At 63.7% G+C, this 26962-nt stretch carries 22 protein-coding genes; 9 read left to right on the top strand and 13 right to left on the bottom strand.

Annotated elements, in window-relative coordinates:
• Positions 1–11 precede the first annotated feature (11 nt).
• Positions 12–1493, top strand: a complete 1482-nt coding sequence (gene xylB, locus WN982_RS03595; protein WP_341314427.1) for a xylulokinase — start codon at positions 12–14, stop codon at positions 1491–1493.
• Between the two features lie 90 nt (positions 1494–1583).
• The gene (locus WN982_RS03590) at positions 1584–2531 is read left to right on the top strand and encodes a sugar-binding transcriptional regulator (RefSeq protein ID WP_341314426.1); all 948 of its coding nucleotides are present in this window, start codon (positions 1584–1586) and stop codon (positions 2529–2531) included.
• 106 nt (positions 2532–2637) lie between these two features.
• Here the strand turns inward: WN982_RS03590 and ugpC are convergent, their stop codons facing one another.
• From ugpC to WN982_RS03560, 6 genes are all read right to left on the bottom strand, one after another.
• The gene (gene ugpC, locus WN982_RS03585) at positions 2638–3747 is read right to left on the bottom strand and encodes a sn-glycerol-3-phosphate ABC transporter ATP-binding protein UgpC (RefSeq protein WP_341314425.1); all 1110 of its coding nucleotides are present in this window, start codon (positions 3745–3747) and stop codon (positions 2638–2640) included.
• Between the two features lie 86 nt (positions 3748–3833).
• The gene (locus WN982_RS03580; RefSeq protein ID WP_341314424.1) at positions 3834–4535 is read right to left on the bottom strand and encodes an HAD family phosphatase; all 702 of its coding nucleotides are present in this window, start codon (positions 4533–4535) and stop codon (positions 3834–3836) included.
• A complete protein-coding gene (locus tag WN982_RS03575; RefSeq protein ID WP_341314423.1) occupies positions 4532–5416 on the bottom strand; it encodes a carbohydrate ABC transporter permease in 885 nt (294 codons plus the stop codon). The genes WN982_RS03580 and WN982_RS03575 overlap by 4 nt, the downstream gene beginning before the upstream one ends.
• Entirely contained in the window at positions 5413–6348 is a 936-nt protein-coding gene (locus WN982_RS03570) for a sugar ABC transporter permease (RefSeq protein WP_341314422.1), read from the bottom strand. Before WN982_RS03570 ends, WN982_RS03575 begins: the two co-directional genes overlap by 4 nt.
• Before the next feature lie 116 nt (positions 6349–6464).
• A complete protein-coding gene (locus WN982_RS03565; protein WP_341314421.1) occupies positions 6465–7787 on the bottom strand; it encodes a sugar ABC transporter substrate-binding protein in 1323 nt (440 codons plus the stop codon).
• Positions 7788–7866: 79 nt separating this feature from the next.
• Positions 7867–8649, bottom strand: a complete 783-nt coding sequence (locus WN982_RS03560; protein WP_341314420.1) for an L-iditol 2-dehydrogenase — start codon at positions 8647–8649, stop codon at positions 7867–7869.
• A 310-nt stretch (positions 8650–8959) separates the two neighbouring features.
• Between WN982_RS03560 and WN982_RS03555 the strand changes: the two genes are divergently transcribed.
• The 4 genes from WN982_RS03555 to WN982_RS03540 all read left to right on the top strand — a co-directional run bounded on the left by WN982_RS03555 (position 8960) and on the right by WN982_RS03540 (position 12158).
• Positions 8960–9439, top strand: coding sequence for a Fur family transcriptional regulator (locus WN982_RS03555; RefSeq protein ID WP_341314419.1), 480 nt, complete (start codon positions 8960–8962; stop codon positions 9437–9439).
• 64 nt (positions 9440–9503) lie between these two features.
• Positions 9504–10469, top strand: coding sequence for a metal ABC transporter solute-binding protein (locus WN982_RS03550; protein WP_341314418.1), 966 nt, complete (start codon positions 9504–9506; stop codon positions 10467–10469).
• Complete coding sequence (locus WN982_RS03545) at positions 10466–11383, top strand: ATP-binding cassette domain-containing protein (RefSeq protein WP_341314417.1); 918 nt, start codon at positions 10466–10468, stop codon at positions 11381–11383. Before WN982_RS03550 ends, WN982_RS03545 begins: the two co-directional genes overlap by 4 nt.
• Positions 11376–12158, top strand: a complete 783-nt coding sequence (locus WN982_RS03540; protein ID WP_341314416.1) for a metal ABC transporter permease — start codon at positions 11376–11378, stop codon at positions 12156–12158. The genes WN982_RS03545 and WN982_RS03540 overlap by 8 nt, the downstream gene beginning before the upstream one ends.
• Positions 12159–12218: 60 nt before the next feature.
• On the opposite strand, the gene fghA is transcribed toward WN982_RS03540, so the two are convergent.
• From fghA to WN982_RS03525, 3 genes are all read right to left on the bottom strand, one after another.
• Positions 12219–13070, bottom strand: a complete 852-nt coding sequence (fghA, locus tag WN982_RS03535) for an S-formylglutathione hydrolase (protein ID WP_341314415.1) — start codon at positions 13068–13070, stop codon at positions 12219–12221.
• 26 nt (positions 13071–13096) lie between these two features.
• Positions 13097–14203, bottom strand: a complete 1107-nt coding sequence (locus WN982_RS03530) for an S-(hydroxymethyl)glutathione dehydrogenase/class III alcohol dehydrogenase (protein WP_341314414.1) — start codon at positions 14201–14203, stop codon at positions 13097–13099.
• 248 nt (positions 14204–14451) lie between these two features.
• The gene (locus WN982_RS03525) at positions 14452–15885 is read right to left on the bottom strand and encodes an FGGY family carbohydrate kinase (RefSeq protein WP_341314413.1); all 1434 of its coding nucleotides are present in this window, start codon (positions 15883–15885) and stop codon (positions 14452–14454) included.
• A gap of 424 nt (positions 15886–16309) precedes the next feature.
• Here WN982_RS03525 and WN982_RS03520 point away from each other — a divergent pair, with 424 nt between their 5' ends.
• On the top strand, positions 16310–17719 hold the full coding sequence (locus tag WN982_RS03520) for a nucleobase:cation symporter-2 family protein (protein WP_341314412.1): 1410 nt from the start codon (positions 16310–16312) through the stop codon (positions 17717–17719).
• Between the two features lie 152 nt (positions 17720–17871).
• Here WN982_RS03520 and WN982_RS03515 read toward each other — a convergent pair whose 3' ends face one another.
• From WN982_RS03515 to WN982_RS03505, 3 genes are read right to left on the bottom strand one after another with little or no spacing between them, the layout of a single operon-like run.
• On the bottom strand, positions 17872–19422 hold the full coding sequence (locus WN982_RS03515) for an efflux transporter outer membrane subunit (protein ID WP_341314411.1): 1551 nt from the start codon (positions 19420–19422) through the stop codon (positions 17872–17874).
• A gap of 1 nt (position 19423) precedes the next feature.
• Entirely contained in the window at positions 19424–22633 is a 3210-nt protein-coding gene (locus WN982_RS03510; RefSeq protein ID WP_341314410.1) for an efflux RND transporter permease subunit, read from the bottom strand.
• Between the two features lie 15 nt (positions 22634–22648).
• Positions 22649–23872: an efflux RND transporter periplasmic adaptor subunit gene (locus WN982_RS03505; RefSeq protein ID WP_341314409.1), complete on the bottom strand. Its 1224-nt coding sequence runs from the start codon at positions 23870–23872 to the stop codon at positions 22649–22651.
• A 428-nt stretch (positions 23873–24300) separates the two neighbouring features.
• Here WN982_RS03505 and WN982_RS03500 point away from each other — a divergent pair, with 428 nt between their 5' ends.
• The gene (locus WN982_RS03500) at positions 24301–24969 is read left to right on the top strand and encodes a TetR family transcriptional regulator (RefSeq protein ID WP_341314408.1); all 669 of its coding nucleotides are present in this window, start codon (positions 24301–24303) and stop codon (positions 24967–24969) included.
• Positions 24970–25080: 111 nt separating this feature from the next.
• Here WN982_RS03500 and WN982_RS03495 read toward each other — a convergent pair whose 3' ends face one another.
• Positions 25081–25713, bottom strand: coding sequence for a cysteine hydrolase family protein (locus tag WN982_RS03495; protein ID WP_341314407.1), 633 nt, complete (start codon positions 25711–25713; stop codon positions 25081–25083).
• Between the two features lie 164 nt (positions 25714–25877).
• Here WN982_RS03495 and WN982_RS03490 point away from each other — a divergent pair, with 164 nt between their 5' ends.
• Positions 25878–26873, top strand: a complete 996-nt coding sequence (locus WN982_RS03490) for a helix-turn-helix domain-containing protein (RefSeq protein ID WP_341314406.1) — start codon at positions 25878–25880, stop codon at positions 26871–26873.
• The last annotated feature ends 89 nt before the right edge of the window (positions 26874–26962 follow it).

The following is a 26962-nucleotide window of genomic DNA, read 5'->3' as shown; positions in this document are numbered from 1 at the left end:
GTTCCGCGCCCATGTATCTTGGCATCGACCTCGGCACGTCCGAAGTGAAAGTCCTGCTGCTCGCCTCCAATGGACGCGTGATCGGCACCGCAGGCTCACCCTTTACCGTTTCGCGCCCGCATCAGCGTTGGGCCGAACAGAATCCCGCGGACTGGTGGGCCGGCACGCGCACGGCATTAGCGGCCTTGCGCGCCAGACATCCCGACGAATTCGCGCAGATCCGCGGCATCGGCCTCTCGGGGCAGATGCACGGCGCCGTGCTGCTCGACGCGCAAGACCGCGTACTGCGGCCCGCGATCCTATGGAACGACATGCGCAGCGACAAGGAGTGTGCGGAACTGACCGAGCGCGCACCGGAACTGCACAGCGTCGCGGGCAATCTGGCGATGCCGGGGTTCACCGCGCCGAAGCTGCTATGGGTTGCGCGTCATGAACCGGAAATCTTCGCGCAGACCGCCTGCGTGCTGCTGCCGAAAGATTACCTGCGTCTGCAACTGACCGGCGGCAAGGTCTCCGATCCATCGGATGCGGCCGGCACGTTGTGGCTCGACGTCGCCAAACGCGACTGGTCCGATTCGCTGCTCGCCGCCTGTGACATGACGCGCGCGCAGATGCCGAGCCTGTGCGAAGGCAGCGAGCCGTCCGGCACCCTGCTGCCCGAAGTGGCACGCGAATTCGGCCTGAGCGACGGCGTGATCGTCGCGGCCGGCGGCGGCGACAATGCGACCAGCGCGATCGGCATCGGCGCGACGCAACCGGGCGACGGCTTCGTGTCGCTCGGCACGTCGGGCGTGCTGTGCGTGGTCGGCGATAGTTTCAGACCGAATCCGGCCTCCGCGGTGCACGCGTTCTGCCACGCGATTCCGGATCGCTGGCATCAGATGAGCGTGGTGTTGTCGGCGGCGAGTTGTCTGCGCTGGGTCTGCAAGCTCACCTCCACCGACGAACCGACGCTGCTCGCCGAAATCGAGGCGCTCGCGCCCGCCGCGTTGAACACCGCGCCGCTATTCCTGCCGTATCTCTCGGGCGAACGCACACCGCATAACGATCCGTATGCCCAAGGCGTGTTCTTCGGCATGAACCACGCGACCGATCGCGCGTTGCTCGGCTATGCGGTGCTCGAAGGCGTCACGCTCGCATTGACCGACGGCCTCGACGCGTTGCGCGCGGCAGGCACCGAGGCGAAGGCGCTCTCGCTGCTCGGCGGCGGCGCACGCAGCGACTACTGGGCCCAACTGCTCGCCGACGCGCTCAACACCGCCACCCGCAAGCACGGCGGTGGCGAAACCGGCGCGGCGCTGGGCGCGGCTCGCCTTGGCTGGCTGGCGGCCGGCGGCGACCCCGCCAAGGTGCTGACCAAACCGCCGATCGAAAAGGAGTTCACGCCGAACCCGCAACGGCATGCTGAGTTGCGCACGCGCCTCGAAGCGTATCGCGCGCTCTACCGCCACGTGCGGCCGCTGTTCGAGCCGGCGCGGAAGCCGCTCGCCTAACCCGGAAAACCGTAGCCGGGTTCGCGTTGCGATACGCTGCGATGCGAACACCGGCTGCTATCATCGGCGCACTAAAAGCGAAACGTCACCGTGCCCAAGTCCACCGAAAAACTCGACCTCGCCACGCGCGCCGCGTGGCTTTACTACGTCGCCGGCAATACCCAGAACGAAATCGCCGAGAAACTGCAGGTGTCACGCCCGGTCGCGCAACGGCTGGTCGCCTTCGCGGTGGAGAAGAATCTGATTCGCGTGCGGGTCGATCATCAACTGGCCGATTGCCTCGCGCTCGCCGATCAGCTGTCAAAGCGCTACGGCCTGAGCATGTGCGAAGTGGTGCCGATCGACAGCGACACGACGGAGGAAGTCAACCGCAAGCTGGCGGTAGCCGGCGCCCAGGTGATGGAGCGCTATCTCGTCGAGGAAAAGCCGATGGTGGTCGCGGTCAGCAGCGGCCGTACGCTGAAGGCCGCGGTCGATCAGATCGCGCAGCTGGAGCGTCCGCAGCACCGGTTGGTATCGATGGTCGGGGCGATCGCCTCGGACGGCTCCTCGAACCGCTACGACGTCGCGCTGCACATTTCCGAGAAGACCGGCGGCAAGCATTTTCTGCTGCCCGCGCCGCTGCTCGCCGACAGCGAAGCCGAACGCGCGCAGTGGTGCAATCACCGGCTGTACCGGATCGTCGAATCGCTGTCGGCTCAGGCGGATGTCGCGTTTGTCGGCATCGGCAATATCGGGCCGAAATGTCCGCTGCATGAAGACGGCTTTATTACGTCGGCGGAAGTGAAGGAGTTGATGCAGAACGGCGCGGTCGCCGAAATGCTCGGCCTGCCGATCGACGCCGCCGGCGCACACGTCGAATCGCCGACCGGCCGGCGCGTCACCAGCATCGCGCTCGACACTCCGCCCAAGCGCCCGACCATCGGCTTTGCCGGCGGTGCGCGCAAGCGCGAAGCGGTGATTGCGGTATTGAAAGGCGGCTGGCTGTCGGGACTCGTGACGGACGAACTGTGCGCACGCGCGGCGCTCGAAGCCTGAACGCGGCGCTGACCTGTGCGACCTGTGCCTACCGAACCGGCAAGCCTTCCGTGATTCTGAGCGTGGTTGAAAAAAGAAAGCGGCGCGTCCGCCGCTTTCCCCGTCGTCACGCGGCCAACACTTCGACGATCTTGCGCTGGAAGGCTTTCCCTTCGCTGTCGAACAGATGGCAGTGCTCCGGCGTCGCGCCGAGTTTCTGCGTCGCGCCTTTCGACTGGCGATCGAGCGGCGGAATCCGCGCAATCAACCCATCCGGCGCGACGCTCGATTCCGCGTACAGATAGGCGGCGTCGCCGAGCGACTCGACTGCCATCGTGCGGGCCGAGACGCCGTCTTCGGTCGTGCCGACATGCAGATGCTCCGGACGAATCCCGACCGTCACCTTGTCGCCCTGCTTGACGGTGGACGGTTCCACCGCGACGCGCTGCGTCTCGCCGGTTTCATAGAGCACCGTGACGCCGTCACGCGACACCGACTGCACCACACCATCCATGAAATTCATCTTCGGCGAGCCGATGAAGCCCGCGACGAAACGGTTGGCCGGCGCGTGATAGAGCATCGTCGGGCTGCCGACCTGCTCGACGTTCCCCGCCGACAGCACGACGATCTTGTCGGCCAGCGTCATCGCCTCGACCTGATCGTGCGTCACGTAGATCATGGTCGTCTTCAATTCGTCGTGCAGACGCGCGAATTCGAGGCGCATCTTCACGCGCAGCGCGGCGTCGAGGTTCGACAGCGGTTCGTCGAACAGGAACACCTTCGGCTTGCGGGTAATCGCGCGGCCGATCGCGACGCGCTGACGCTGACCGCCCGAGAGCTGCTTCGGCTTGCGATCCAGCAGATGGTCGATGTGCAGGATCTTCGCCGCATTGCGCACCGCCACATCGATCTCGGGCTTCCTGGTGCCCGCGAGTTTCAGGCCGAACGCCATGTTGTCATACAGCGTCATGTGCGGATACAGCGCGTACGACTGGAACACCATCGCGATGCCGCGCTTGGCGGGCGGCACGTCGTTCACGCGCGTACCGTCGATGGTCAGATCGCCGGCGCTGATGTCTTCGAGGCCGGCGATCATCCGCATCAGCGTCGATTTACCGCAACCGCTCGGGCCCACGAACACGACGAACTCGCCGTCCGCGATGTCGAGATTGATGTCGCGCATCACTTCGTTGTCGTCGTAGCGCTTCGCGATATTGCGCAGAGTCAGGCTTGCCATGATGTGTCTCCGTGTAATGCTGTGTGTTGCGTTTTCGTTGCTCTAGCTGCGTGGATTCGTTGGATATGCTGCGGTTTTTATCGCCCTCAGGGCGTGGCCGCTGTCGCGCTCAGCGTCCATTGCGCGACCAGTTCCGGCAACTGCTGCATGTCGTCGAATACGTGACGCGCGCCGGCCGCATGCAACGCGTCGATCTGCGCATCGCTTGCATGACCGCCGCCGATGAAGCCCAGCACCGTCATGCCCGCAGCGGTCGCTGCCGTCACACCCGTGACGCTGTCTTCGACCACGAGGCATGCCGAGGGCGCCAGACCGAGACCTCGCGCCGCGGCCAGATAAACGTCGGGCGCGGGCTTCGGATTCGGTACCGCGTCGGCGCAAAAAATGCGATCGCCGAAAAATCTGACAAGGCCGGTGCGCGCCAGCACCGACTCCACATACGGCCGGAAGCTGTTGCTCGCGCACCCTTTGGTCAACGGCACTTGCGCCAGAGCGACCTCGATGCCCTCGACCGTGGACGCCTGCATCGCCGCCGCTTCCACGGCCCGCCGGATCGCGTCGATATCGTCGGCGGACAGGCTTTTGCCGAGCTGCGTCGCCGTGCCTTGCAGCACCTTCTCGATGCGCAAACCGAGCAGCGGCAGCACCACCGGCTCGACGTCGGTATCGGGCCAGCGCGCTTCCAGTTCGTGCACCAGCATGTGCGCCGCCACGGCTTCGCTGTCGATCAGCACGCCGTCGCAATCGCAGATCAGCGCGAACTGACCTCCATTCGTGCCTGCCGTCATTTGACCGCCCCGAAGGTGAGGCCACGCACCAGTTGCTTCTGCGACAACCAGCCGACGATCAGGATCGGCGCGACCGCCAGCAACGAAGCCGCGGACAGCTTGGCCCAGAACAGACCCTCAGGACTCGAATACGACGCGATGAACACGGTCAGCGGCGCGGCGTGCGAACTCGACAGGTTGATGCTCCAGAACGCTTCGTTCCACGACAGGATCACCAGCAGGAGCGCTGTCGAGGCGAGCCCCGGCAGCGACATCGGCATCAGCAGATAGACGATTTCCTGCCAGGTCGCGGCGCCGTCGATACGCCCGGCTTCGAGAATGTCGCGCGGAATTTCGGCGAAGTACGTGAACGACATCCACACCGCAATCGGCAGATTGATCAGTGTGTAGACGATCACGAGACCCGACACCGTATCGAGCAGTCCGCTGTTTTTCCACAGCAGATAGATCGGCACCAGCACGCCGACCGACGGCATCATCTTGGTCGACAGCATCCACAGCAGCACTTTCTGCGTGCGGCGCGTCGGAAAGAACGCCATCGCGTACGCGGCCGGCACGGCGAGAATCAGGCACAGCACCGTGACGCCCGCCGAGATCAGCACCGAATTCCACGCGAACGAAAAGTAATTGCTGCGCGCGAACACCTCACGAAAACTATCGAGCGTCGGAATGAAGAACAGCGACGACGAATAGGCCTGCTGCTCGGTCTTGAACGCGGTGATCGTCATCCAGAAGATCGGGAAGAACAGGAGCAGCGCGACCAGCCAGGCGATCACGCCGGGAATGCCGCGGCGAATCGCGTCGAACGGCGACTTGGCCGGCACGGTGACGGCAGCAGCGGGCGCCGTGCTCGACGCCGGCGTAGAGGCAACGTGGCTCATTTTTCGTACTCCCCTTTCAGGTTCTTCGCGAGCATCCGCACGAGGAAGAACGACACGATGTTAGCCAGCACGACAGCGAGAATGCCGCCCGCGGACGCCAGACCGACGTCGAACTGCTGCAGGCCCAACGAGTAGATCAGGTACGACAGGTTGGTGGTCGCGGTGCCCGGACCGCCGCCCGTGGTCGTATAGATTTCGGCGAAGATCGACAGCAGGAAAATCGTTTCCATCATCACCACCACCGCGATCGCCCGTCTCAGGTGAGGCAGCGTGATGTAGAAGAACATCGAGAACGGACCCGCGCCGTCGATGCGCGCCGCTTCTTTCTGCTCCTGATCGAGCGACTGGATCGCGGTGAACAGAATCAGGAACGCGAACGGCAGCCACTGCCACGCGACGATCATGATCACAGCGGTAAGCGGATAGTCGGCGAACCAGTCGATCGGCTGCATGCCCATCGCACGCATGCCGCTCGCGACCAGGCCGTACACCGGATGCAGGATCATGTTCTTCCAGATCAGCGCGCTCACGGTCGGCATCACGAAGAACGGCGCGATGGCGAGCAACCGCGCGACGCCTTGACCGTAGAACTTGCGGTCGAACAGGATCGCCATGAGCACGCCGCCGACCACCGTGATCACCAGCACCGAGACAATCAGTTCGAGCGTGTGCCCGATCGACGGGCCGAACGACGGATCGCTGGCGAGATATTTGTAGTTGTCGAAACCGGCGAAGCCTTTGAGATCCGGATTCAACAGGTTGTAGCGCGAGAACGAAAACCAGATTGTCATCGCGAGCGGAATCGCCATCCACAGCACCAGTACGCCGACGGACGGCGAGACTAACCAGCGAGCGGAATTGGCCTGACTGACTTCGCGTTCTTTTTCTGTCTGGGGATGGGCATGCATGAGAGGCAGGCGCAGAGGACGCATGATTGACCACCTGTTCGGTAATGCGCGGGCCGGCGGGACGGCCCGCTGTGCTGCGTGAGCCGGCTGACGGGTGTCAGCCGGCGCGTTTCACGTTACTCGGTTGCCTACAGCGCGGCTTACTTCTGATAACCGGCCTGTTTTACCGCGCGGTCGGCGGTTGCCTGACCGGCCGCCAGCGCCTGATCGACCGTCATCTGTCCGGCAATCGCGCCGGAGATGCTCTGACCGACCACCGTGCCGAACGACTGGAACTCAGGAATGCCGACGAACTGCACACCGGTGTACGGCACGGGCTTCAGCGTCGGATGATCCGGGTCAGCCGTTTCGATCGCCTTCAGCACGAAATCGCCGAACGGTGCGGCCTGTTTGTACTCAGGACGCGCGTACGTCGAGTGACGCGTTCCCGGCGGCACCGAAGCCCAGCCCTCGTCCTTCGCCACCAGTTCGATGTACTGCTTCGAGGTCGCCCACGTGATGAACTTCTTCGCCGCATCCGGCTGCTTCGACGACTTCGGAATCGCCAGCGCCCACGCCCACAACCAGTGCGAACCCTTCGGCGTGACCGCAATCGGCGCGGCGGCGAAGCCGACCTTGTCCGCGATCTGCGATTGCTGCTTGTTATAGAGCATGCCGGCCGCCACCGTCGCGTCGATCCACATCGCGCACTTGCCCGACGACATCAGCGTGAGGTTCTCGTTGAAGCCGTTCGAGCTCGCTCCCGGAGGACCGTCTTTTTTCAGCAGATCGACGTAGAACGTGATCGCCTTCTTCCATTCCGGCGACGTGAGCTGCGCATTCCATTTCTCGTCGAACCAGCGGCCGCCGAAGGTGTTCACCACAGTCGTGCCATACGCCATGTTTTCGCCCCAGCCCGCCTTGCCGCGCAGGCAGATGCCGTACATGCCGTTGGCTTTGTCGGTGAGTTTGTCGGCGAATTGCGCGATCTGCTCATAAGTCGGCTGATCGGGCATCTTCAGGCCCTTCGCCGCGAACAGGTCTTTGCGGTAGTACGTCATCGAGCTTTCGACGTAGAACGGCAGCGCGTACAACTGGCCGCCAGTGGAGAGGCCGTCGCGGGCCGTCTTCACGACGTCGTTCAGATCGTAATCGGCGGGCAGGCCGGTGAGCGGCGCGAGCCAGCCGCGCTTGCCCCATTGCGGCGTTTCGTACGCGCCGATCGTCATCACGTCGAACTGGCCGCTGCCGGTGGTGATGTCGGTGGTGGCGCGCTGACGCAGCACGTTCTCTTCGAGAATCACCCAGTTCAGCTTGATGTCCGGATTCGCCTGCTCGAAAGCGGGCGACAGCTTCTTCAGTTCGATCATGTCCGGATTGTTCAACGTCGCGATCGTCACCGTGCCCGCCGAGGCGTTCAACGCGGCGCATGCGACTGCGCCGGCACTAACCGCCTTCAGGGCGGATTTGAGAGCTGGTTTCATGTCTTGTCTCCTTTCTCGTACGTTATGTGATGCTGCGTGTGTTCTGCCGTGTGTTCCAGGTTGGTTCGATGAGCCGCGTTCAACTCATCCAGTTGCCGCCGTCGACATTCAGAGTTTGCGCGGTGATGTAGTCGGCGTCCGCCGACGCGAGAAACAGTGCGGCGCCGGTCAGATCGTCCGGCACGCCCATGCGGCCGAGCGGCACCGCTTCACCGACAAGGCGCTTCTTCTCGCCAAGCGGCCGGTTTTCATAGCGGGCGAAGAGCGCGTCGACCTCGTTCCACATCGGCGTATCGACGACACCCGGCGCGATGCCGTTCACATTGATCTTGTGCGGCGCGAGCGCCAGCGCAGCGGATTGCGTATAGCTGAGCACGGCTGCTTTGGTCGCGCAGTAGTGCGACACCAGCGCCTCGCCACGCCTCCCGGCTTGCGACGACATATTAATGATCTTGCCGCCACGGCCCTGCTCGACCATCTTCTGGGCCACGGCTTGCATCAGGAAGAACATGCCCTTCACGTTGACCGCGAAGAGGCGGTCGAACACGTCCCAGGATTCGTCGAGGATCGGGCGCATATCGAACAGCGCCGCATTGTTGAACAGGATGTCGATCTGGCCGAAGCGCGCGAGCGTACTCGCGACAATGCGTTCGATATCGTCGCGACGCGTCACATCAGCGCTGACGGTGAGGACCCGGTCGGCGTGGCTGGCGAGCAGCGCTTCGCCGAAACTGCCGGCCGGCTTCACGTCGACCAGTACGACGCGCGCGCCTTCATCCAGATATCGCCGGGCCACGGCTTCACCGATTCCGCTTGCCGCGCCCGTCAGAATGGCCACCTTGTCTTGCAATCGTGCTGCCACCGCTTGTCTCCGGTTCGTTTTGCTTCTTGAAGCACAGTGAGCGAACGCTCATTGCGCGAACAATTGCTCTGTTTGTGATCGAATGATCGGATACGCACCGGGTCATGTCAAGCCGCACGAGCAGATTTCGATGGTGCAGCGCGGCAGGAATTCAGCGCCTCGTCTCCAGCCCGATAGACGCTAATACAAGAAACCGCGAACGGCCGATCTGCTTTCTGCTCAATGCGCTGACAAAAATTCGAGATACGTTATATCATTTCGACCTTGCTTCGCTTCGAAGCCTTGCCCGTTCGTCAGGAGGTCCGCGCTGATGGCTACCACGATTGCAGAACACCACGCCGTGCGGCTCGCGCATGCCGAAGCGCACGCTGCCCTGCACGGCCTCGCGCTCACGCCGCTGCGCCGCCAGGTGTACGCCGCGATCGTCGCCAGCGACCGGCCGGTCGGCGCCTATGAACTGCTGGATGCCCTTGAACCGCAGCGCGGTCGCATGCCGCCCACCACCGTCTACCGCGCGCTGGATTTTCTGCTCGAGCACGGCTTCGTTCATCGGATCGAATCGAAGAATGCGTTTTTTGCCTGCTGCGAAGTCGGGGTACCGCATCGCAGCCAGTTTCTGATCTGCGACCGGTGCGGAGCGACCGTCGAGATTCCAGGCGGCGAACTCGCCGAGCAACTGTCGCTTAGCGCGCCGGCGCACGGCTTCGAAGTGCACCGCCAGGTGGTCGAACTGAGCGGCCTGTGCGCGGCATGCGCCCACGCCGCCAAGCCCGGCAGCGCACTGCGATGAGCGCGGGCGCCCGCCATTCCTAACGTTTGTGGTTCATTCAACTCTCACGCAACAGGGAACAACGATGAAAAAAATCGACTCGATGTGGAACGCGGCGCGCCGTGCGCTGAAGCTGTCGAAGTACGTGGCCATGGGCGCCGCGGCGCTCGCACTCGGTCATGGCGCGTTTGCCGCCGACGCGAAAATCCCGGTGGTCGCGGCGGAAAACTTCTACGGCGACGTGGTGCAGCAACTGGGCGGCGACCGGGTCGACGTGACGAGTATCCTCAGCAACCCCGATCAGGACCCGCATCTGTTCGAAGCCAGCCCGAAGACAGCGCGCGCGTTGCAGCATGCGAGCCTTGTGGTCTACAACGGCGCCGATTACGATCCGTGGATGGCCAAGCTGCTCGCCGCCTCGAAGAACGCGAAGCGCACCACGATCGTCGCCGCCGAGCTCGTCGGCAAGAAGAGCGGCGATAATCCGCACCTGTGGTACGAACCGTCGACCATGCCCGCGGTGGCCCGCGCGGTGAGCGCGGCGCTCGTCGCGTCTGACCCGGCGCACAAGTCGGCGTACGATGCGAACCTCGCGAAGTTTCTCGATTCGCTCAAACCGATCGACGCCAAGGTCGCCGAACTGCATGCGCACTATGCGGGCGTACCGGTGACGGCGACCGAGCCGGTGTTCGGCTATATGTCGGACGCGGTGGGCCTGACGATGCGCAACCTGCGCTTCCAGCTGGCGACGATGAACAACACCGAAGCAAGCGCGGCCGATATCGCCGCGTTCGAACGCGATCTGCGCGAAAAGCGCGTGCGCGTTCTGATCTATAACAGCCAGGCAACCGAGGCCCTGACCAAACGCATGTTGAAGCTTGCGCAACAATCGAAGGTGCCGGCCATGAGCGTCACCGAAACCGAGCCAGCCGGCAAGACCTATCAGACGTGGATGCTGACGCAGCTCGACGCGCTCTCCACGGCGCTGGCCGCGGGCGATGCAAGCGGAGCCAGCCAGGGCGCCTCAGCCAGCAAAGGAAAAACGCAATGAATGTGACTGGCCGCAGCGCGCCAGCGAATGCACCAACCGGCGCGCCCGTGCTCGAACTCGAGCACGTGACGCTGGAACTCGGTGGACGCACGATCCTGCGCGACACCGGCTTCGTGGTCAACCAGGGCGAATTCATCGGCGTGCTCGGGCCGAACGGCGCGGGCAAGACGACGCTGATGCGCGCCGTGCTCGGTCTCGTACCGGCGGTCAGCGGCGCGATCCGCGTGCTGGGGCAACCGGTCGAGCGCGGCAATGCGTCGATTGGCTATATGCCGCAGACGCGTAGCGCGCTGGCAGGCCGCCGCGTGCGTGGCCGCGATTTCGTGGCGATGGCCGCCGACGGCCACCGGTGGGGCGTGCCGCACGCGGACAGCAAAACCCGCGCGGATGTCGAGCGGGTGCTGGACCTGGTCGGCGGCCGTGCGCTGGCCGCGCGGCCGTTGTCGGAACTATCGGGGGGCGAGCGTCAGCGTCTGCTGCTCGCGCAATGCCTGCTCGGCAATCCCGAACTGCTGCTGCTCGACGAACCGCTAATCAGTCTCGATCCGCATCATCAGAAGAGCGTGGTCGAACTGGTGCGGCGCGTGCAGCAGGAACTCGGCATCGCTGTGCTGTTCTCGGCGCATGAACTGAATCCGCTGCTGAACTCGCTCGATCGCGTGCTGTATCTGGGCAGCGGTGTCGCCGCGCTCGGCACCGTCGATGAGGTGATTACCAAACCCGTATTGTCGCGTCTGTACGGTTCGCCGATCGAAGTGATGCGCGTGAACGGCCGCATCTTCGTGATGTCGGGCGACGTCGAAGTCGAAAAGCACGATCACGAGCACGAACACGACGAAAACGGTGGCCATGGCCACGCGCACAGCCACTCACACACCCACGACTCACGCGACGGACACACGCACGATGTTTGAATACGATTTCATGGTGAACGCGTTCGCGGCGTCGGGGATCGTCGCGGTGCTGTCGGGGGTGGTCGGCTATTTTCTGGTGATACGCGGACAGACCTTCGCGGGTCACGCGCTATCGCATGTCGGCTTCACGGGCGCGACCGGTGCGGTGCTGATCGGCATTTCGCCGATCTGGGGGATGATCGGCTTCACGCTGGCCGCGGGCATCGGCATGGGCGCGCTCGGCGAGCGGCTTGCCGGACGCGATGTGGCGATCGGCGTGATCCTGTCGCTGTCGCTCGGCTTCGGTTTGCTGTTCCTGCACTTCTTCACCGCGTACGCGACGCAAGTCACCGCACTGCTGTTCGGCAATGTGCTCGGCGTGAATGCGTCGACCCTCGGCGTGCTCGCGGGTCTGGGCGTCGTCAGTTTGCTGGCGCTCGCGGCGATCATGCGGCCGTTGCTGTTCGCTTCGTTGCAGCCGGAACTGGCCGAAGCCAAGGGCGTGTCGTTGCGTCTGGTGTCGGTGCTGTTTCTGGCGATCGCGGCGCTGGCGGTAGCGGCGTGTACGCAGATCGTCGGCGTGCTGCTGGTGTTCACGCTGATGGTCGGCCCGGCCGCCGCTGCGCAGAACATGACGACACGGCTCTCGACCGGTCTCGTGCTCGCAGCCGTGTTCGCACTATTGCAGGCGTGGCTGGGTCTGACTCTGGCGTTCTATACCGACTGGCCGACGAGCTTCTGGATCACCGTGCTGTCGGCGCTGGTGTATGGCGGGAGTTTGCTGAGGCGGCATTGAGCCGCGCTCGCTGCGGTGGCGACGGCACGCTTGCATGCCGTCGCATCACTCCGCGCTATTTCAACCGAGCAGCACCTTCGCGTGATGCGCGATGTGATCTTCGATGAAAGTCGAGATGAAGTAGTACCCGTGGTCGTAGCCCGCGTGGCGGCGTAGCGTCAGCGCCTGCCCCGCAGCCTTGCAAGCGGCTTCGAACACATCCGGGTTCAACTGCTCGGCGAGAAACTGATCCGCCAGTCCCTGATCGACCAGAATCCCTGCCGCGAACTTGTGCGACGCGTGTGCGACGAGCTCGCTCGCGTCGTACTGCTTCCACGTTTCACGGTCTTCGCCCAGATAACCGCCGAACGCCTTCTTGCCCCAAGGGCACCGTGAAGGCGCGGCAATCGGCGCGAACGCCGACACCGACCGGTAAATCTCCGGATTGCGCAGCGCCAGCACTAGCGCGCCATGACCACCCATCGAATGCCCGAAAATGCCAAGGCGCGCGCCGTCCACCGGCAGATTCGCGAGCACCGTTTCGCGCAGCTCGTCGCGCACGTACGAGTACATCCGATAGTGCTTCGACCACGGCTCTCGAGTCGCATCGACGTAGAAGCCCGCCCCCACGCCAAAATCCCACGCCGCGCTTTCGCCCGGCACGCCCGCACCGCGCGGACTCGTGTCCGGCGCGACTAAAACGATGCCGTGCTGCGCGGCAAAGCGCTGCGCGCCTGCCTTGATCGGAAAGGTTTCTTCGGTGGAAGTCAGGCCTGCGAGATAGAACAGCGCGGGCACGTTCGCGTTGGCCTGCAATGCGTGCGACGGCAGATACACCGAGAAGCGCATCGACAGACCAATGGTCTGCGAGTCGTGCCGGTAGATGCGCTGCTCGCCGCCGTGGCAAGCGTGCGACGACAATAGCTCAAGCATCGCGATGATCCTCGCTCAGTTCAGAATTAGTACAGCACGACCGAGCGGATCGACTCGCCCTTTTTCATCAGATCGAAGCCTTCGTTGATCCGTTCGAGCGGCAGACGGTGCGTGATCAGATCGTCGATGTTGATCTTGCCTTCCATGTACCAGTCGACGATCTTCGGCACATCGGTACGGCCACGCGCGCCGCCGAACGCCGAGCCCTTCCACTCGCGGCCCGTCACCAGCTGGAACGGACGCGTGCTGATTTCCTCGCCCGCCGCCGCCACGCCGATGATGAACGACTGCCCCCAACCCTTGTGCGTGCACTCCAGCGCCTGGCGCATCACCTTCGTGTTGCCGATGCATTCGAACGAATAGTCCGCGCCACCGTCGGTGAGTTGCACGATATGGTCGACCACATTCTCGACTTCGTTCGGGTTGACGAAGTGGGTCATGCCGAATTTCTTCGCCAGCTCAATGCGGCCCGGGTTGATATCGACGCCGATGATCTTGTCCGCGCCGACCATCTTCGCACCCTGGATCACATTCAAGCCGATGCCGCCGAGACCGAACACCACCACGTTCGCGCCCGCTTCCACCTTCGCCGAATACACGACCGCGCCGACGCCCGTCGTCACGCCGCAGCCGATGTAGCAGATCTTGTCGAACGGTGCGTCTTCACGCACCTTCGCGACCGCGATTTCCGGCACGACGATGTAGTTCGAAAACGTGGACGTGCCCATGTAGTGAAACAGCGGCTTGCCGTCGAGCGAGAAACGCGACGTGGCATCGGGCATCAGACCCTTGCCCTGCGTCGAGCGGATCGCCTGGCAGAGATTGGTCTTGCGCGACAGGCAGAATTTGCACTGGCGGCATTCCGGCGTGTAGAGCGGAATCACGTGATCGCCCTTCTTCAGCGTGCCGACACCCGGACCGACATCGACGATCACGCCAGCGCCTTCATGGCCGAGAATCGCCGGGAAGATGCCCTCCGGGTCCGCGCCGGACAGCGTGTAGTAGTCGGTGTGGCAGATGCCCGTCGCCTTCACTTCGATCAGCACTTCACCGGCGCGCGGCCCTTCCAGATCCACTTCCTCGATCGTCAACGGGGCGCCTGCTTTCCATGCGATTGCTGCTTTGGTCTTCATCGTGAATGCTCCTGTGAGTCTGTGAATGCGTGGCGCGTCGCGGCGAGATTTCTCGCGGTGCGCCGGTGTCGCGGTTCGGCTGCTGCAGTTAATTCGTGTACCGCGCTGCGCACGGATGGTGTGGCTGGCGCGCGGCAGCGCGTCCCCACGGATAACTCAGGGATAACGCAGGAATAACTTAGCGCGCGAAAGTCGTCATGGTATTGCAAAGTGCGTCGCGGCATTGTCTGAACGTGACATCGCCCCGGTTACTGGGCCTTGTCTTCGCCGAACCAGGTTTCGACGCGGCCATACAGATCGAGAAAGCGCGCGTAACGCCCGGCGAGCGCTGCATCGCCTTGCGGACCGGCGACACGCGTTGCACCCGGCGCCAATGCCGCCAGATCGCCCGCATGCCAGTGGCCGCTCGCCAGGCCGCCGAGGATCGCCGCACCACGCGGCGCCGCGTTGGGACAATCGACCGCATACAGCTCGACGTTGAGCGCATCGGCAAGCAACTGCCGCCAGCGTGCATCCACGGAACCGCCGCCGGCGAGCTTCAATGTGGCGACCGTCGCGCCACTCTGACGAATCGCATCGAGCCCGGCGCGCAACGAGAACGCCACGCCTTCGAAAGCCGCACGCATCATCGTGCCGCGCGTGTGGTCGAGTGCGAGGCCGAGCCAGCCGCCACGCGCGGCCGGATTGAGCCAGGGCGTGCGCTCGCCGGTGAGGTATGGCAGAAACGTGAGACCTGCTGCTGCGGCTTCGGTGTCGCCGAATGCTGCTCGATAAGCATCGGCCCACTCATACGACAGCCAACCCCGCACACGTTCAAGCGCGACGCCGACGTTTTGCATCGCCGCCATCCGATACCAGTGATCGCTCGCCGCGCGATACCGATGCAAGCCTCGCACCGCGGCCGGCGTGTGTTCGGCAAGCACGACGATCTGTCCGCCGGTGCCGGTGGTCAGCAGCGCGTCGCCGTCGCGAGCAAGACCGCTGCCGAGCGCCGCGCATGGCGTATCGGCGGCGCCGGTCGCGAGCACAATGCCGGCGCACAGACCGAGCGCTTGCGCGGCCTGCTCCGACAACACGCCGCCCGCCGCATACGAGGGCGCCAACGGCGCAAACCATTCATGCGGCAACGCGAGCCGGTCGAGCAACGCGCGATCCCACACGCCCGCAGGATCGGCAAGCGCGGTCGCGCAGGCATCGGACGGATCGGTCGCGATCACGCCGCCCAAGGCGACGCGCAACCAGTCCTTAGGTTGCAGCGCCCAACGCGTCTTTCGCGCGGACTGCGGTTCATGCTGCACGATCCAGCGCAGCAGCGGACCGGCCATGCCGGGCGCAACAGGATTGGCTTGCGGCTCAGGCCATAGATCGAGCAACGTCAAGGCACGCGTGTCGGGCCAGAGCATCGCTGGGCGCACCGCTTCGCCATCGGCGTCGATTAACACGACGCCGTGCATCTGTCCGGAGAAGCCGATCGCCTGAACGTCGCGACGCAAATCGGCGGGCAAACGCGCCGCCGCCTCGCAGAGCGCACGCCACCAGGTTTGCACCGACGTTTCCGCCCAACCGGGATGCGGTGTATCGAGTGCATAAGCGACGCTCGCCGCCGCTTGCTCGCGGCCGTTTTCGTCGACGATTGCTACTTTGAGAGAGCCGGTGCCGAGGTCGATGCCAAGAAAACTCATGAGCGAAAAAACGTCAGGTCAGGCATGGGAATAAGCACGCAGAAGGTGCCGGGAGTGGTGCATTGTCCGTCATCGCGGGCCCGGTTCGGAAACGCGTCCGAACTCACGCGGAAAACCGTGATTCGCGGGTTAACCCCGCCACGCCGCGAGCCACACGAAAACAGCACTATGCGCCGAGCGAGATACACCTCATTGATTCTCACACATATCTCCTGAAGCCGGACTGCGCCGCGCGCCGCCACGCGTCGCCGCTGCACAGGGCTTGCCGCCGTTTTGTGCGGTGCGCGCATTTCTTTTGACTTTCAAACGCCCCTCACGCATATCGTCACCGGGAATGCCGGAATAGGCCCCAGTGGTCTTGTTGCACTTTTTCGTTCCACATACCTTGGAGTCATCCCAAAACGAGATAGTGGAGAGAGACAAAATGCAATCGAACACGGTTCACCCGTGCGACGAGCGGCTGCCCGCGGGCCAGTTGCTCACGCTCGGCATTCAGCACGTTCTGGTGATGTACGCAGGCGCAGTCGCGGTGCCGCTGATCATCGGCGCGGCGCTCAAGCTGCCGAAAGACCAGATCGCGTTCCTGATCAGCGCCGATCTGTTTTCCTGCGGCATCGCCACGCTGATTCAGACGCTCGGTCTGTGGATCTTCGGCATCCGTCTGCCGGTCATCATGGGTTGCACGTTCGCCGCCGTCGGTCCGATGGTCGCGATCGGCACCAATCCTTCACTCGGCATTCTCGACATCTTCGGCTCGACGATCGCGGCCGGGGTCGTGGGCATCCTCCTCGCACCGGCAATCGGCAAGTTGCTGCGCTTCTTCCCGCCGGTCGTGGTCGGCGTGGTGATCTCGGTGATCGGTCTGTCATTGATGGAGGTGGGCATCAACTGGGCGGCCGGCGGCGTCGGCAATCCTGACTACGGCAATCCGGTGTATCTGGGCCTGTCACTGCTCGTGCTGATGCTGATTCTGCTCATCAACAAGTTCGCCAAAGGCTTTATCGCCAACATTTCCGTGCTGCTCGGTATCGTGGCGGGCTTCGTGATCGCGCTGGCGCTCGGCCGCGTCAACATGGAAGGCGTCACGCATGCACCGTGGGTCGGCTTCGTGATGCCGTTCAACTTCGGCCTGCCGCATTTCGATCCGCTTTCGATCGCGACGATGGTCACCGTGATGTTCGTCACCTTCATCGAATCGACCGGCATGTTCCTCGCGGTCGGCGACATGGTCGATCGTCCGGTCGATCAGAAGACGCTGGTGCGCGGCCTGCGCGTCGACGGTCTGGGCACGTTGATCGGCGGCATCTTCAACTCGTTCCCGCATACCTCGTTCTCGCAGAACGTCGGCCTGATCGGCGTGACGGGCGTGAAGAGCCGCTTCGTTTGCGCGATGGGCGGCGTGATCCTGGTGCTGCTGGGCCTGTTCCCGAAGATGGCGCAAGTGGTGGCGTCGGTGCCGGCCTTCGTGCTCGGCGGTGCCGGCATCGTGATGTTCGGGATGGTCGCGGCGAACGGCATCAAGGTGCTGTCGAAGGTCGACTTCGTAAAGAACCACCACAACCTGTTCATCGTCGCGGTGAGTATCGGTCTGGGTCTGGTGCCGGTGGTGTCGCCGCACTTCTTCTCGAAGCTGCCGCCTGCCCTGTCGCCGCTCCTGCATAGCGGGATCTTGCTAGCGTCGGTGTCGGCGGTAGTGCTGAACCTGATCTTCAACGGCGTCAAAAGCGAGAAGAAAGCGCAGAGTGAAATTCGCCGGGCAGGGCACGATTTCGACGGGCGCGGCGGCAATGAACCGCAGCGTGACGAGGTGCTGCGGGCAGTGGACGTGCATTGAGCGTCACACGCTGGCGAGCGCCGCGCAGGCGCTGCGGATAAAAAAAATGCCACGGCATGCCGTGGCATTTTTTTATTGCCGACTGCGTGAGGCGGGCTCCCTGAAACAGAAACCCGCCGCACGCGCTCGGTGCCAGGGACCTTAGCCGGGCCTTAGCCCGACGTCGCTGCCGAAGCCGCCACCGGCGCACTTGCCGCGCCGTAATCGACCGGCGCATCGGCCGGACGCGGCTGCTCGCCGTTCCGCTCGATCCAGCCGCCGCCCAGGGCCTGATACAGCGTAACCAGGTTCTGCAGACGCTGCATCCGCGCGGTAACCAGCAACTGCTGCGCCGTATAGAGGCTGGTCTGTGCGGTCAGTACCGACAGGTAACTGTCGACGCCGTTCGTGTAACGCAGATTAGATAGGTCCAGCCGGCGCTGCTCGGCAAAGGTATTGCGCTCCAGCGCTTCGATCTGCTGATCGTAGGTGCCGCGCGCCGCCAAGCCGTCCGCCACTTCGCGGAAGGCCGTCTGGATCGCCTTTTCGTACGTCGCGATCTGAATGTTCTTCTGCACGTGGGCGAGATCGAGGTTAGCCTTGTTCTGGCCACCTTCGAAGATCGGCAACGTGATCGACGGCGCGAAACTCCACGCCGCCGAACCCGGCTTGAACAGACCGCCGAGCGTGGGGCTCAGCGTACCGAAACTGCCGGTCAGCGAAACCTTGGGGAAAAACGCCGCACGTGCCGCGCCAATGTTCGCGTTGGCCGCCAGCAGATTCTCCTCGGCTTCGATGATATCCGGCCGGCGCGTCAGCAGATCGGAGGGCAGACCAGCCGGAATATCCGTGAGGAGATTCTGGTTGCCGAGCGGCACGCCCGGCGGCAAATCAGCAGGCAGCGGCTCGCCGATCAGCAAAGCCAGCGAGTTATCTGCCTGCGCCCGCAGACGAGCCTGCGATTGCAGGTTCGCCAAAGCCTGCTCGACCACAGTTTGCGCCTGCCGCAAATCGAGTTCCGAGCCAGTGCCGGTCTCGAATTGCAGCTTGGTGATCCGGTACGACTCCTGCGCGGTCTTCTGCGTGCCCTGCGTGACTTTCAGCAGATCGTCGAGTTCGAGCACCGTCAGGTACTGATTCGCCACCTGCGACACCAGCGAGATTTCCGCTGCCTTGCGCGCCTGGGCGGTAGCCAGGTACTGAGCCAACGCCTGGTCCTTCAGGCTCTGAATCCGCCCGAAGAAGTCGATTTCCCACGATGCATTCAGACCGACCGAGTAGGTGTTGGAGATCGTCAGGCCAGTCGACGTCAGATCTTTCGGCGTGCGCTGTTTGGTTTGCGACGCCGCAGCGTTGAGCGTCGGGAACAGCGCCGCGCGGGTGATCTGATACTGCGCCTGCGACGCCTGAATATTCAGCACCGACACGCGCAGATCGCGGTTGTTCTTCAGCGCGATTTCGATCAGCCGCTGCAAACGCGCGTCGACGAAGAAATCACGCCAGCCGATATCGGCGGCGGCCTGACCATTCGCGCTGCGCGCGGTGCTCGATGCACCCGGTTGCCCCGTCGTGCCAGGCTGGGTCGCACCCGGCTGCGTTTCGTACACGCCGCCGGCCGGGAAGGCCCCCGACACGGGTGCGGCCGGGCGCTCGTACTTCGGCGCCATCGTGCAACCCGCGGCGAGGAACGCGACCGCCACTGCAATCAAAGAGTGTTTTTGCATCTCAATGTCCGTCCTTGCCCGAGCCGTTACCGTCCGACGCGCCACCTTGCGGATCGTGCGGATGGTGCTGGTTGTAGTGTTCGAGCGCTGCATCCGGGTCTTCCTTCTCGCCGCCGAACTTCGCGCGAATCACGACGAAGAACATCGGGATCATGAAAATCGCGAGGAAGGTCGCCGTCAACATCCCGCCGATCACGCCGGTACCGATCGCGTGCTGGCTGGCCGAACCCGCGCCGTTACTGATCGCGAGCGGCATCACGCCGAGAATGAACGCGAGCGAGGTCATCAGAATCGGGCGCAACCGCAGACGCGCTGCTTCCAGCGCGGCCTCGATCGGCCCCATGCCTTCGCTCTGCTGCAGTTCGCGGGCGAACTCCACGATCAGAATCGCGTTCTTCGCCGACAGACCCACCGTGGTCAACAGCCCCACCTGGAAGAACACGTCGTTCTCGAGCCCGCGCAGCGTAGCGGCAAGCAGCGCGCCCAACACGCCGAGCGGCACCACCATGATCACCGAGAACGGGATCGACCAGCTTTCATACAGCGCCGCGAGACACAGGAACACGACGAGGATCGAGATGCCGTACAGGATCGGCGCCTGCGAACCGGATTGGCGTTCCTGCAACGACAGGCCCGTCCATTCGTAGCCGATACCCGCCGGCAGTTTTGCCGCGATCGCTTCCATGGCCCCCATCGCCTGACCGGTACTCTTGCCTGGGGCTGCTGCACCCTGGATTTCGACAGCGGAAATACCGTTGTAGCGTTCGAGCTTGGGCGAACCGTAGCTCCAGCTGCCCGACGCGAACGAGTTGAGCGGTGTCATTCCACCCGCCGTGTTACGCACATACCAGTAGTTCAGATCTTCTGGATTCATCCGGAACGGCGCGTCGCCCTGCACGTACACCTTCTTGATCCGGCCATCGGTATCGAGGAAGTTGTTCACGTAGACCGAAGCCCACGCGATCGAGAACGTCTGGTCGATTGCCGACAGCGACACGCCCAGCGCCGACGCCTTTTCATGATCGATCGAGATCTTGAATTGCGGCGTATCGTTCAGGCCGTTCGGACGCACCTGGGCAAGCGTCGGATCCTTCGCGGCCATGCCGAGCAGCATGTTGCGCGCTTCCATCAGTTTCGCGTGGCCCAGACCGCTACGATCCTGCAACTCGAAGTCGAAACCCGATGCCGTACCCAGTTCCGGAATGGACGGCGGATTCACCGGATACACCAGCGCATCCTTATACGACGAGAAGTGCATGAACATCCGGCCGATCAAAGCCTGCACCTTCTGGTTCGCGTGCTGGCGCGCAGCGTAGTCCTTCAGCTTCACGAATACGAGACCGGCATTCTGGCCCCGGCCCGCGAAGCTGAAGCCGTTCACCGTGAACGCCGATTCGACGATGTCCTTTTCCTGGTCCAGCACGTAGTCCGACACATCCTTGAGGGCACGCGCCGTGCGCTCCTGGGTCGAGCCGGCCGGCGTTTGCACCAGCACGAACATGATCCCCTGGTCTTCATCCGGCAGGAACGACTTCGGCAGACGGACGAACAGCAGACCGACCGCGACGATCACCACCAGGTAGATGATGAGCCACCGGCCCGAGCGCTTGATCACGTGGTGCACGCCGCTGTGGTACTTGTCGCGGCTCGTCTCGAAGGTCCGGTTGAACCAGCCGAAGAAGCCCTTCTTCACTTCGTGATGACCCTTCGGGATCGGCTTGAGAATCGTCGCGCACAGCGCCGGCGTGAGAATCAACGCCACCAGCACCGACAACACCATCGCCGCCACGATCGTCAGCGAGAACTGCCGGTAGATCGCCCCCACCGAACCGCTCGAGAACGCGACCGGCACGAACACCGCCGACAGCACGAGCGCCACGCCGACCAGTGCGCCGGTGATCTGCTCCATCGCCTTGCGGGTGGCGTCGCGTGGCGACAATCCCTCCTCGGCCATCACCCGCTCGACGTTTTCCACCACCACGATCGCATCGTCCACCAGCAGACCGATCGCGAGCACGAGCCCGAACATCGACAGCACGTTGATCGAGAAGCCCACCGCGCTCATGATGGCGAACGTACCCAGCAGCACCACCGGCACCGCGATCGTCGGAATCAACGTCGCGCGCAGGTTCTGCAGGAACAGGTACATCACGAGGAACACGAGCACGATGCCTTCGAGCAGCGTCTTCACCACCTCTTCGATCGACAGGCGCACGAACGGCGTCGTGTCATACGGGTACTTCACGACGAGGCCGTGCGGGAAGTACTTCGACAGATCGTCGATCTTCGTCTTCACGTTCTTCGCGGTCTGCAGCGCGTTGGCGCCCGTCGCGAGCTGGATGCCCAGACCGGCGGTCGGCTTGCCGTTGTATTTCGTGTCGAAGTTGTAGTTTTCGCCGCCCAGCTCGATGTGCGCGACGTCCTTGATGCGCACCTGCGAGCCGTCCGTGTTCACCTTCAGCAGCACGTTGCCGAACTGCTCAGGCGTATTCAGCAGGGTCGCCTCGGTAATCGTTGCCTGCAGCATCTGGCCCGACACCGAAGGCGTGCCGCCGAGCGAACCGCCTGCCACCTGAACGTTCTGCGCCTGCAGCGCAGTCTGGACATCGACCGGCGTCAGATTGAACTTGGTCAGCTTCGACGCATCGAGCCAGATCCGCATCGCGTACTGCGTGCCGAACAGCGTCACGGTACCCACGCCGTCGAGACGGCTGATCGGATCCTTGACGTTCGACGCGACGTAGTTCGCGAGGTCGATCTTGCTCATGCTGCCGTCTTCGGAATTGAACGCCAGCACGAGCAGGAAGCTGCTGCTCGACTTGGTGACGTTAATCCCTTGCTGCTGCACGATAGTCGGCAGAAGCGGCGTTGCCAGTTGCAGCTTGTTCTGCACCTGCACCTGGGCGATGTCCGGATTCGTGCCGGCCGCGAACGTCAGCGTGATGGTCGCCGTACCGGAGTCGTCCGAGGTGGACGACAGGTACAGCAAGTGGTCGAGGCCGCTCATCTGCTGCTCGATCACCTGCGTGACGGTGTCTTCCACCGTCTTCGCCGACGCGCCCGGATACACGGCGCTGATCTGCACCGCCGGAGGCGCGATGGTCGGGTATTGCGCAATCGGCAGAGTAAACACCGACGCGACACCCGCGAGCATCAGAATGATGGCGATCACCCATGCAAAAATCGGGCGATCAATAAAGAACTTTGCCATGAAGCAGGCTCCCTGTTATTTCGCGGCCGATGCCGCGGAGGCAGCCTGCGCCATCTGTGCACCGCTCGCCGCCGGCGCTTCCTGAGCAGCTGCGTCGGAGGCCGGCAATGGCGCGGGGACCGTCTTGACTGTCATGCCCGGACGTACTTTGTCAGTGCCGAGCACGATCACACGGTCACCCGGGTTCAGGCCGCTCTCGACCACCCAGTTCGAACCGTAGGTCGACGAGGTGACGAGCTGGCGCACCCCGACCTTGTTTTGCGCGTCGACAACGAGCGCGGTCGGCTGGCCCTTCGGATCGTGCGTAATGCCCGATTGCGGCACGACGATTGCCTTATCGTTGACGCCTTCGTCGATGCGCGCACGCACGAACATGCCCGGCAGCAGCACACGGTCCTTGTTCTGGAAGATCGCCCGGATCGTGACCGAACCGGTGCCCTGGTCGACCGTCACGTCGGTGAACTGCAGCTTGCCCTGCTCCGAATAGGTACGGCCGTCTTCGAGGATCAGCGTGACCTTCGCCGCGTCCGGGCCGTTCGTCTTCAGGCGCCCTTCCTGTACCTGGCGGCGCAGCTTGAGCCCGTCGAGGCTCGATTGGGTCAGGTCCACATAGACCGGATCGAGTTGCTGGACCGTCGACATCAGCGTCGCCGCGCTCGCCTGCACATACGCGCCCGGCGTGACCTGGGAAATGCCGACCTGACCGGTCACCGGCGAAGTCACGTCCGTATAGCCGAGATTGATCTGCGCCGTATCGACCGCTGCCTTGCCCGAAGCCACATCTGCGGCGGCCTGCCCTTGCGCCGCGACAGCGTTGTCGTAATCCTGCTTGCTGACCGCATTGGCCGCGACCAGCACCTTGTAGCGATTTGCCTGCGCGGTGGTCGTGGCGAGATTCGCCTGAGCCTTGGCAAGCGTCGCCTTGGCGCTGTTCAGCGCCGCGATATAAGGCGCCGGATCGATCTTGTACAGACGCTGGCCGGCCTTGACCTGGCTGCCTTCGGTGAATTCGCGGCGCAGCACGATGCCGTCAACCCGCGCACGCACCTGTGCCACCAGGAATGCATTGGTACGGCCCGGCAATTCGGTGGTGACCGGCACAGTCGTCGGCTGGACTGTGACGATGGCAACCTCGGGGGTTTGTTGCGGCGGGGCCGATTGTTTTGGTCCGCACGCTGCCAGCAATACGGCAGCCGTCGCGGCACTGATTAAGCGGAATGGAACCCGTTCGACGCGCATGGAGCGACCTCTGTCAATGACTGAGAATGAAAAAGTGCGCGCATCCCTACCCCGGGGACAACAGCGCACACATGCGTCTTGCGACGCTTGACCGGAAGCCCACTGGTGCAAACCGAACGTGCAGGGGCATCCTGAGCGAAATGCGCCATACCGGGGAAATGCCGCACGAGCCGCCCGTCCGGGCACGGCGCAATACCGTTTTGAAAGGCAACAGTGACGGATATTAACCGGTCGTCCCGGCTTGGGCTATCCGATCGTGGGATGCTATTATATATACATTCACGAATGCATGTAAAAGTAAGTTTACATCTCTTACGGGCGGGGAACCGCAAGTTCGCTTCGTAAAATGCTTAACCGCAGACGGATTGTCATTGGGCGTACTTAAAAACGCTCGGGAAAACCCCACGATCGAGATAAATCACACCAATATGGTCAGAAGAACCAAAGAAGAGGCGCAGGAGACGCGCAACAGCATTCTCGACGCAGCCGAACGGGTGTTCTTCGAGAAGGGCGTATCGCGCACGTCGCTCGCCGACATCGCGCAGGCGGCCGGTGTCACGCGCGGTGCGATCTACTGGCATTTCGCGCATAAAAGCGACCTGTTCACCGAGATGTTCGACCGCGTGCTGCTACCGCTCGACGAACTCAAAGCCGCCACGCAAGATCCCAACGAGCCCGATCCGCTCGGGCGCCTGATGGAGATCTGCATTGTCTGCCTGCGCGACACCGCCAACGACCCGCGACGCCGGCGCGTGTTCGACATCCTGTTTCTGAAGTGCGAGCTCGTCGAAGAGATGGGCCCGGTAATGGTCCGCTATCAGACCAACATGCGCGAAGGGCTCGCGAAGATCGAAGGCGGCCTGCGCAACGCGATCTCCAAAGGGCAAATGCCGGCCGATCTCGATACGAAGCTGGCGGCGGCGATGGTGCATGCGTTCGTCAGCGGTTCGCTGCGCGACATGCTGTTCCTGCCGGATGCAACCGATTTCGGCACGCACGCGGAACAGATGGTCGAAGGGATGATCGATGCGTTGCGGCTGAGCCCGGCGCTGCGCAAGGGCCATGCGGCGCGACAATCCGATCAGTCAACTGATTAGATAGGGCGCATTCCAGACGGCGGGCGGGTGCGCATTCGCGCAACCCGCCCGTTTCCGTTTACGCGTCCCGTTATATGGATGCCGCTACAGGGTTACCGCTGGATTCACGGCTCAAGCCGCAGCCTGGCTCGCACGCGCTTTCTGGTTCGAAGCGTAGATGTTGCCGCGTTCGAGCGGCACCCCGCCCTTCACCGCCGCAATCCATTGCTCGGTACTCGCCACCGCCGCGAAGCGCGACTGCAAGACGACGCTGAACACCCGATGAATGTCCTGCGCGCTCGCAAAGCCCGCACTGTTTTCGTACGGCACCGAGCCCGCCGCGTCATGCAGGAATTCGACCGCGAGTCCCGAGTGCAATGCGTGATTGATGGTGGAGGCGTCACAGTTGTGCGTCATGTAGCCCACTACCGTCAGCGTGTCGATCTGTTGCGCGGCGAGCCAGTCGGCCAGATCGGTCTCGGTGAAGGCGCTCGGCAGCGACTTCTCCATATAGTGATCGTGTGCGCGCGAGCCCACCACCGGATGCAGTTCCGCGCCCGCGCTGCCGCGCGCGAACAGCGGCGAGGTGGCCGGCGCGAAGTTTTGCACGACCACTACAGGTACGCCGGCGGCGCGCGCCGCATCCATCGCGCGGCCGATGTTGGCAAGCGAGGTTTGCACATCCGGGTATTCGATCGGCAGATCGCCCGTCACGTATTCGTTCTGCACATCGATGACGATCAGCGCGCGGCGTGGTGTGGCCATGGCAAGACTCCTGTCAGATACGGCTCGCGCTGCGTGGCCCGGGATGAGCGCTTCGGAAGCAGCGGCGATGACTGCATTGTTCGCTTGTGGCCGCTTTCCCGACAGTGACCCGAATGACAAGATTCGCTAGAATCGGGCCATCGTTGAATTTCATGGGCCGGCAGATGACGACACCGATCTCTTCCTCAGCCGAGGTCGCCGCCGCGCCTCGCCACATCGTCGCGGTCGTCGCGTTCGACCACATCAGCCCGTTCCATCTTTCGGTGCCCTGCGTCGTCTTCGGCGAGGATCGCAGCGGCGGCGATGTGCCGGTCTTCGATTTTCGCGTCTGCGCCGCTGAGACGGGCGCGCTGAACACCACCGTCGGCTTCTCGATCGCCGTCACGCACGGACTCGAAGCGCTCGCCGACGCACAGACGATCATCGTGCCGAGCTGGCGCGATCCGGACGAAGCACCACCCGCTGCCCTGCTCGACGCACTGCGCGCCGCGCACGCACGTGGCGCGTGGCTGGTCGGCCTGTGTCTGGGCGCATTCGTGCTGGCCGCCGCCGGCATCCTCGACGACCGGCCGGCGACCACTCACTGGGCTTGGGCCGACGATTTCGCGCGCCGCTATCCGCGCGTGCGCCTCGACCCCGACGTGCTCTACGTCGACGACGGCAACGTGCTGACGTCGGCGGGCACTGCCGCCGGCCTCGACTGCTGTCTACACGTGCTGCGCAAGATGTGCGGCGCGCAGGCGGCGAACTATGTGGCGCGCCGGCTGGTGGTATCGCCGCATCGGCAGGGTGGCCAGGCGCAATACATCCAGCAGCCGGTGCCGCCGAACGTACGCGGCGACCGGTTGTCAGGCCTGCTCGATTGGGTCTGCACGAATCTGGACGCGCCACACACACTCGACACGCTCGCCGGGCGCGCATTGATGAGCCGCCGCACCTTCACGCGACGCTTCCGGCTCGCCACCGGCACGACCGTCGGCGCGTGGCTGCTGTCGCAACGGCTCGCCCGCGCGCAGCAATTGCTGGAAAGCACCGACGAGTCGGTCGAAGCGATTGCGGGAATCGCAGGCTTTGGCTCGACGGCCTCGTTACGGCAGCATTTCACGGAGGCGTTCCGCACTTCGCCTTCCGCATGGCGGCGGGAGTTTCGCGGCGTGTGAGGGTGTGCGAAAGCGTATGAGGGCGTACAGCGCTGCGCGCAGCCAACGCCGTTCGTAGTGAATCACCGAGATTTCGTAGTAGCGCCTAC

This window comes from Paraburkholderia sp. IMGN_8, assembly GCF_038050405.1.
Classification (GTDB): Bacteria; Pseudomonadota; Gammaproteobacteria; order Burkholderiales; family Burkholderiaceae; genus Paraburkholderia.
Note: the sequence above shows the minus strand (reverse complement) of the source record. Positions and strands in the feature narration are given on the sequence as shown.

Excerpts from the sequence above, each read along its gene's own strand:
- xylB (WP_341314427.1), top strand. The coding sequence starts at position 12 with ATGTATCTTGGCATCGACCTCGGCACGTCCGAAGTGAAAGTCCTGCTG.
- ugpC (WP_341314425.1), bottom strand. The coding sequence starts at position 3,747 with ATGGCAAGCCTGACTCTGCGCAATATCGCGAAGCGCTACGACGACAAC.
- WN982_RS03580 (WP_341314424.1), bottom strand. The coding sequence starts at position 4,535 with ATGACGGCAGGCACGAATGGAGGTCAGTTCGCGCTGATCTGCGATTGC.
- WN982_RS03575 (WP_341314423.1), bottom strand. The coding sequence starts at position 5,416 with ATGAGCCACGTTGCCTCTACGCCGGCGTCGAGCACGGCGCCCGCTGCT.
- WN982_RS03570 (WP_341314422.1), bottom strand. The coding sequence starts at position 6,348 with ATGCGTCCTCTGCGCCTGCCTCTCATGCATGCCCATCCCCAGACAGAA.
- WN982_RS03565 (WP_341314421.1), bottom strand. The coding sequence starts at position 7,787 with ATGAAACCAGCTCTCAAATCCGCCCTGAAGGCGGTTAGTGCCGGCGCA.
- WN982_RS03555 (WP_341314419.1), top strand. The coding sequence starts at position 8,960 with ATGGCTACCACGATTGCAGAACACCACGCCGTGCGGCTCGCGCATGCC.
- WN982_RS03550 (WP_341314418.1), top strand. The coding sequence starts at position 9,504 with ATGAAAAAAATCGACTCGATGTGGAACGCGGCGCGCCGTGCGCTGAAG.
- WN982_RS03545 (WP_341314417.1), top strand. The coding sequence starts at position 10,466 with ATGAATGTGACTGGCCGCAGCGCGCCAGCGAATGCACCAACCGGCGCG.
- WN982_RS03540 (WP_341314416.1), top strand. The coding sequence starts at position 11,376 with ATGTTTGAATACGATTTCATGGTGAACGCGTTCGCGGCGTCGGGGATC.
- fghA (WP_341314415.1), bottom strand. The coding sequence starts at position 13,070 with ATGCTTGAGCTATTGTCGTCGCACGCTTGCCACGGCGGCGAGCAGCGC.
- WN982_RS03530 (WP_341314414.1), bottom strand. The coding sequence starts at position 14,203 with ATGAAGACCAAAGCAGCAATCGCATGGAAAGCAGGCGCCCCGTTGACG.
- WN982_RS03525 (WP_341314413.1), bottom strand. The coding sequence starts at position 15,885 with ATGAGTTTTCTTGGCATCGACCTCGGCACCGGCTCTCTCAAAGTAGCA.
- WN982_RS03520 (WP_341314412.1), top strand. The coding sequence starts at position 16,310 with ATGCAATCGAACACGGTTCACCCGTGCGACGAGCGGCTGCCCGCGGGC.
- WN982_RS03515 (WP_341314411.1), bottom strand. The coding sequence starts at position 19,422 with ATGCAAAAACACTCTTTGATTGCAGTGGCGGTCGCGTTCCTCGCCGCG.
- WN982_RS03510 (WP_341314410.1), bottom strand. The coding sequence starts at position 22,633 with ATGGCAAAGTTCTTTATTGATCGCCCGATTTTTGCATGGGTGATCGCC.
- WN982_RS03505 (WP_341314409.1), bottom strand. The coding sequence starts at position 23,872 with ATGCGCGTCGAACGGGTTCCATTCCGCTTAATCAGTGCCGCGACGGCT.
- WN982_RS03500 (WP_341314408.1), top strand. The coding sequence starts at position 24,301 with ATGGTCAGAAGAACCAAAGAAGAGGCGCAGGAGACGCGCAACAGCATT.
- WN982_RS03495 (WP_341314407.1), bottom strand. The coding sequence starts at position 25,713 with ATGGCCACACCACGCCGCGCGCTGATCGTCATCGATGTGCAGAACGAA.
- WN982_RS03490 (WP_341314406.1), top strand. The coding sequence starts at position 25,878 with ATGACGACACCGATCTCTTCCTCAGCCGAGGTCGCCGCCGCGCCTCGC.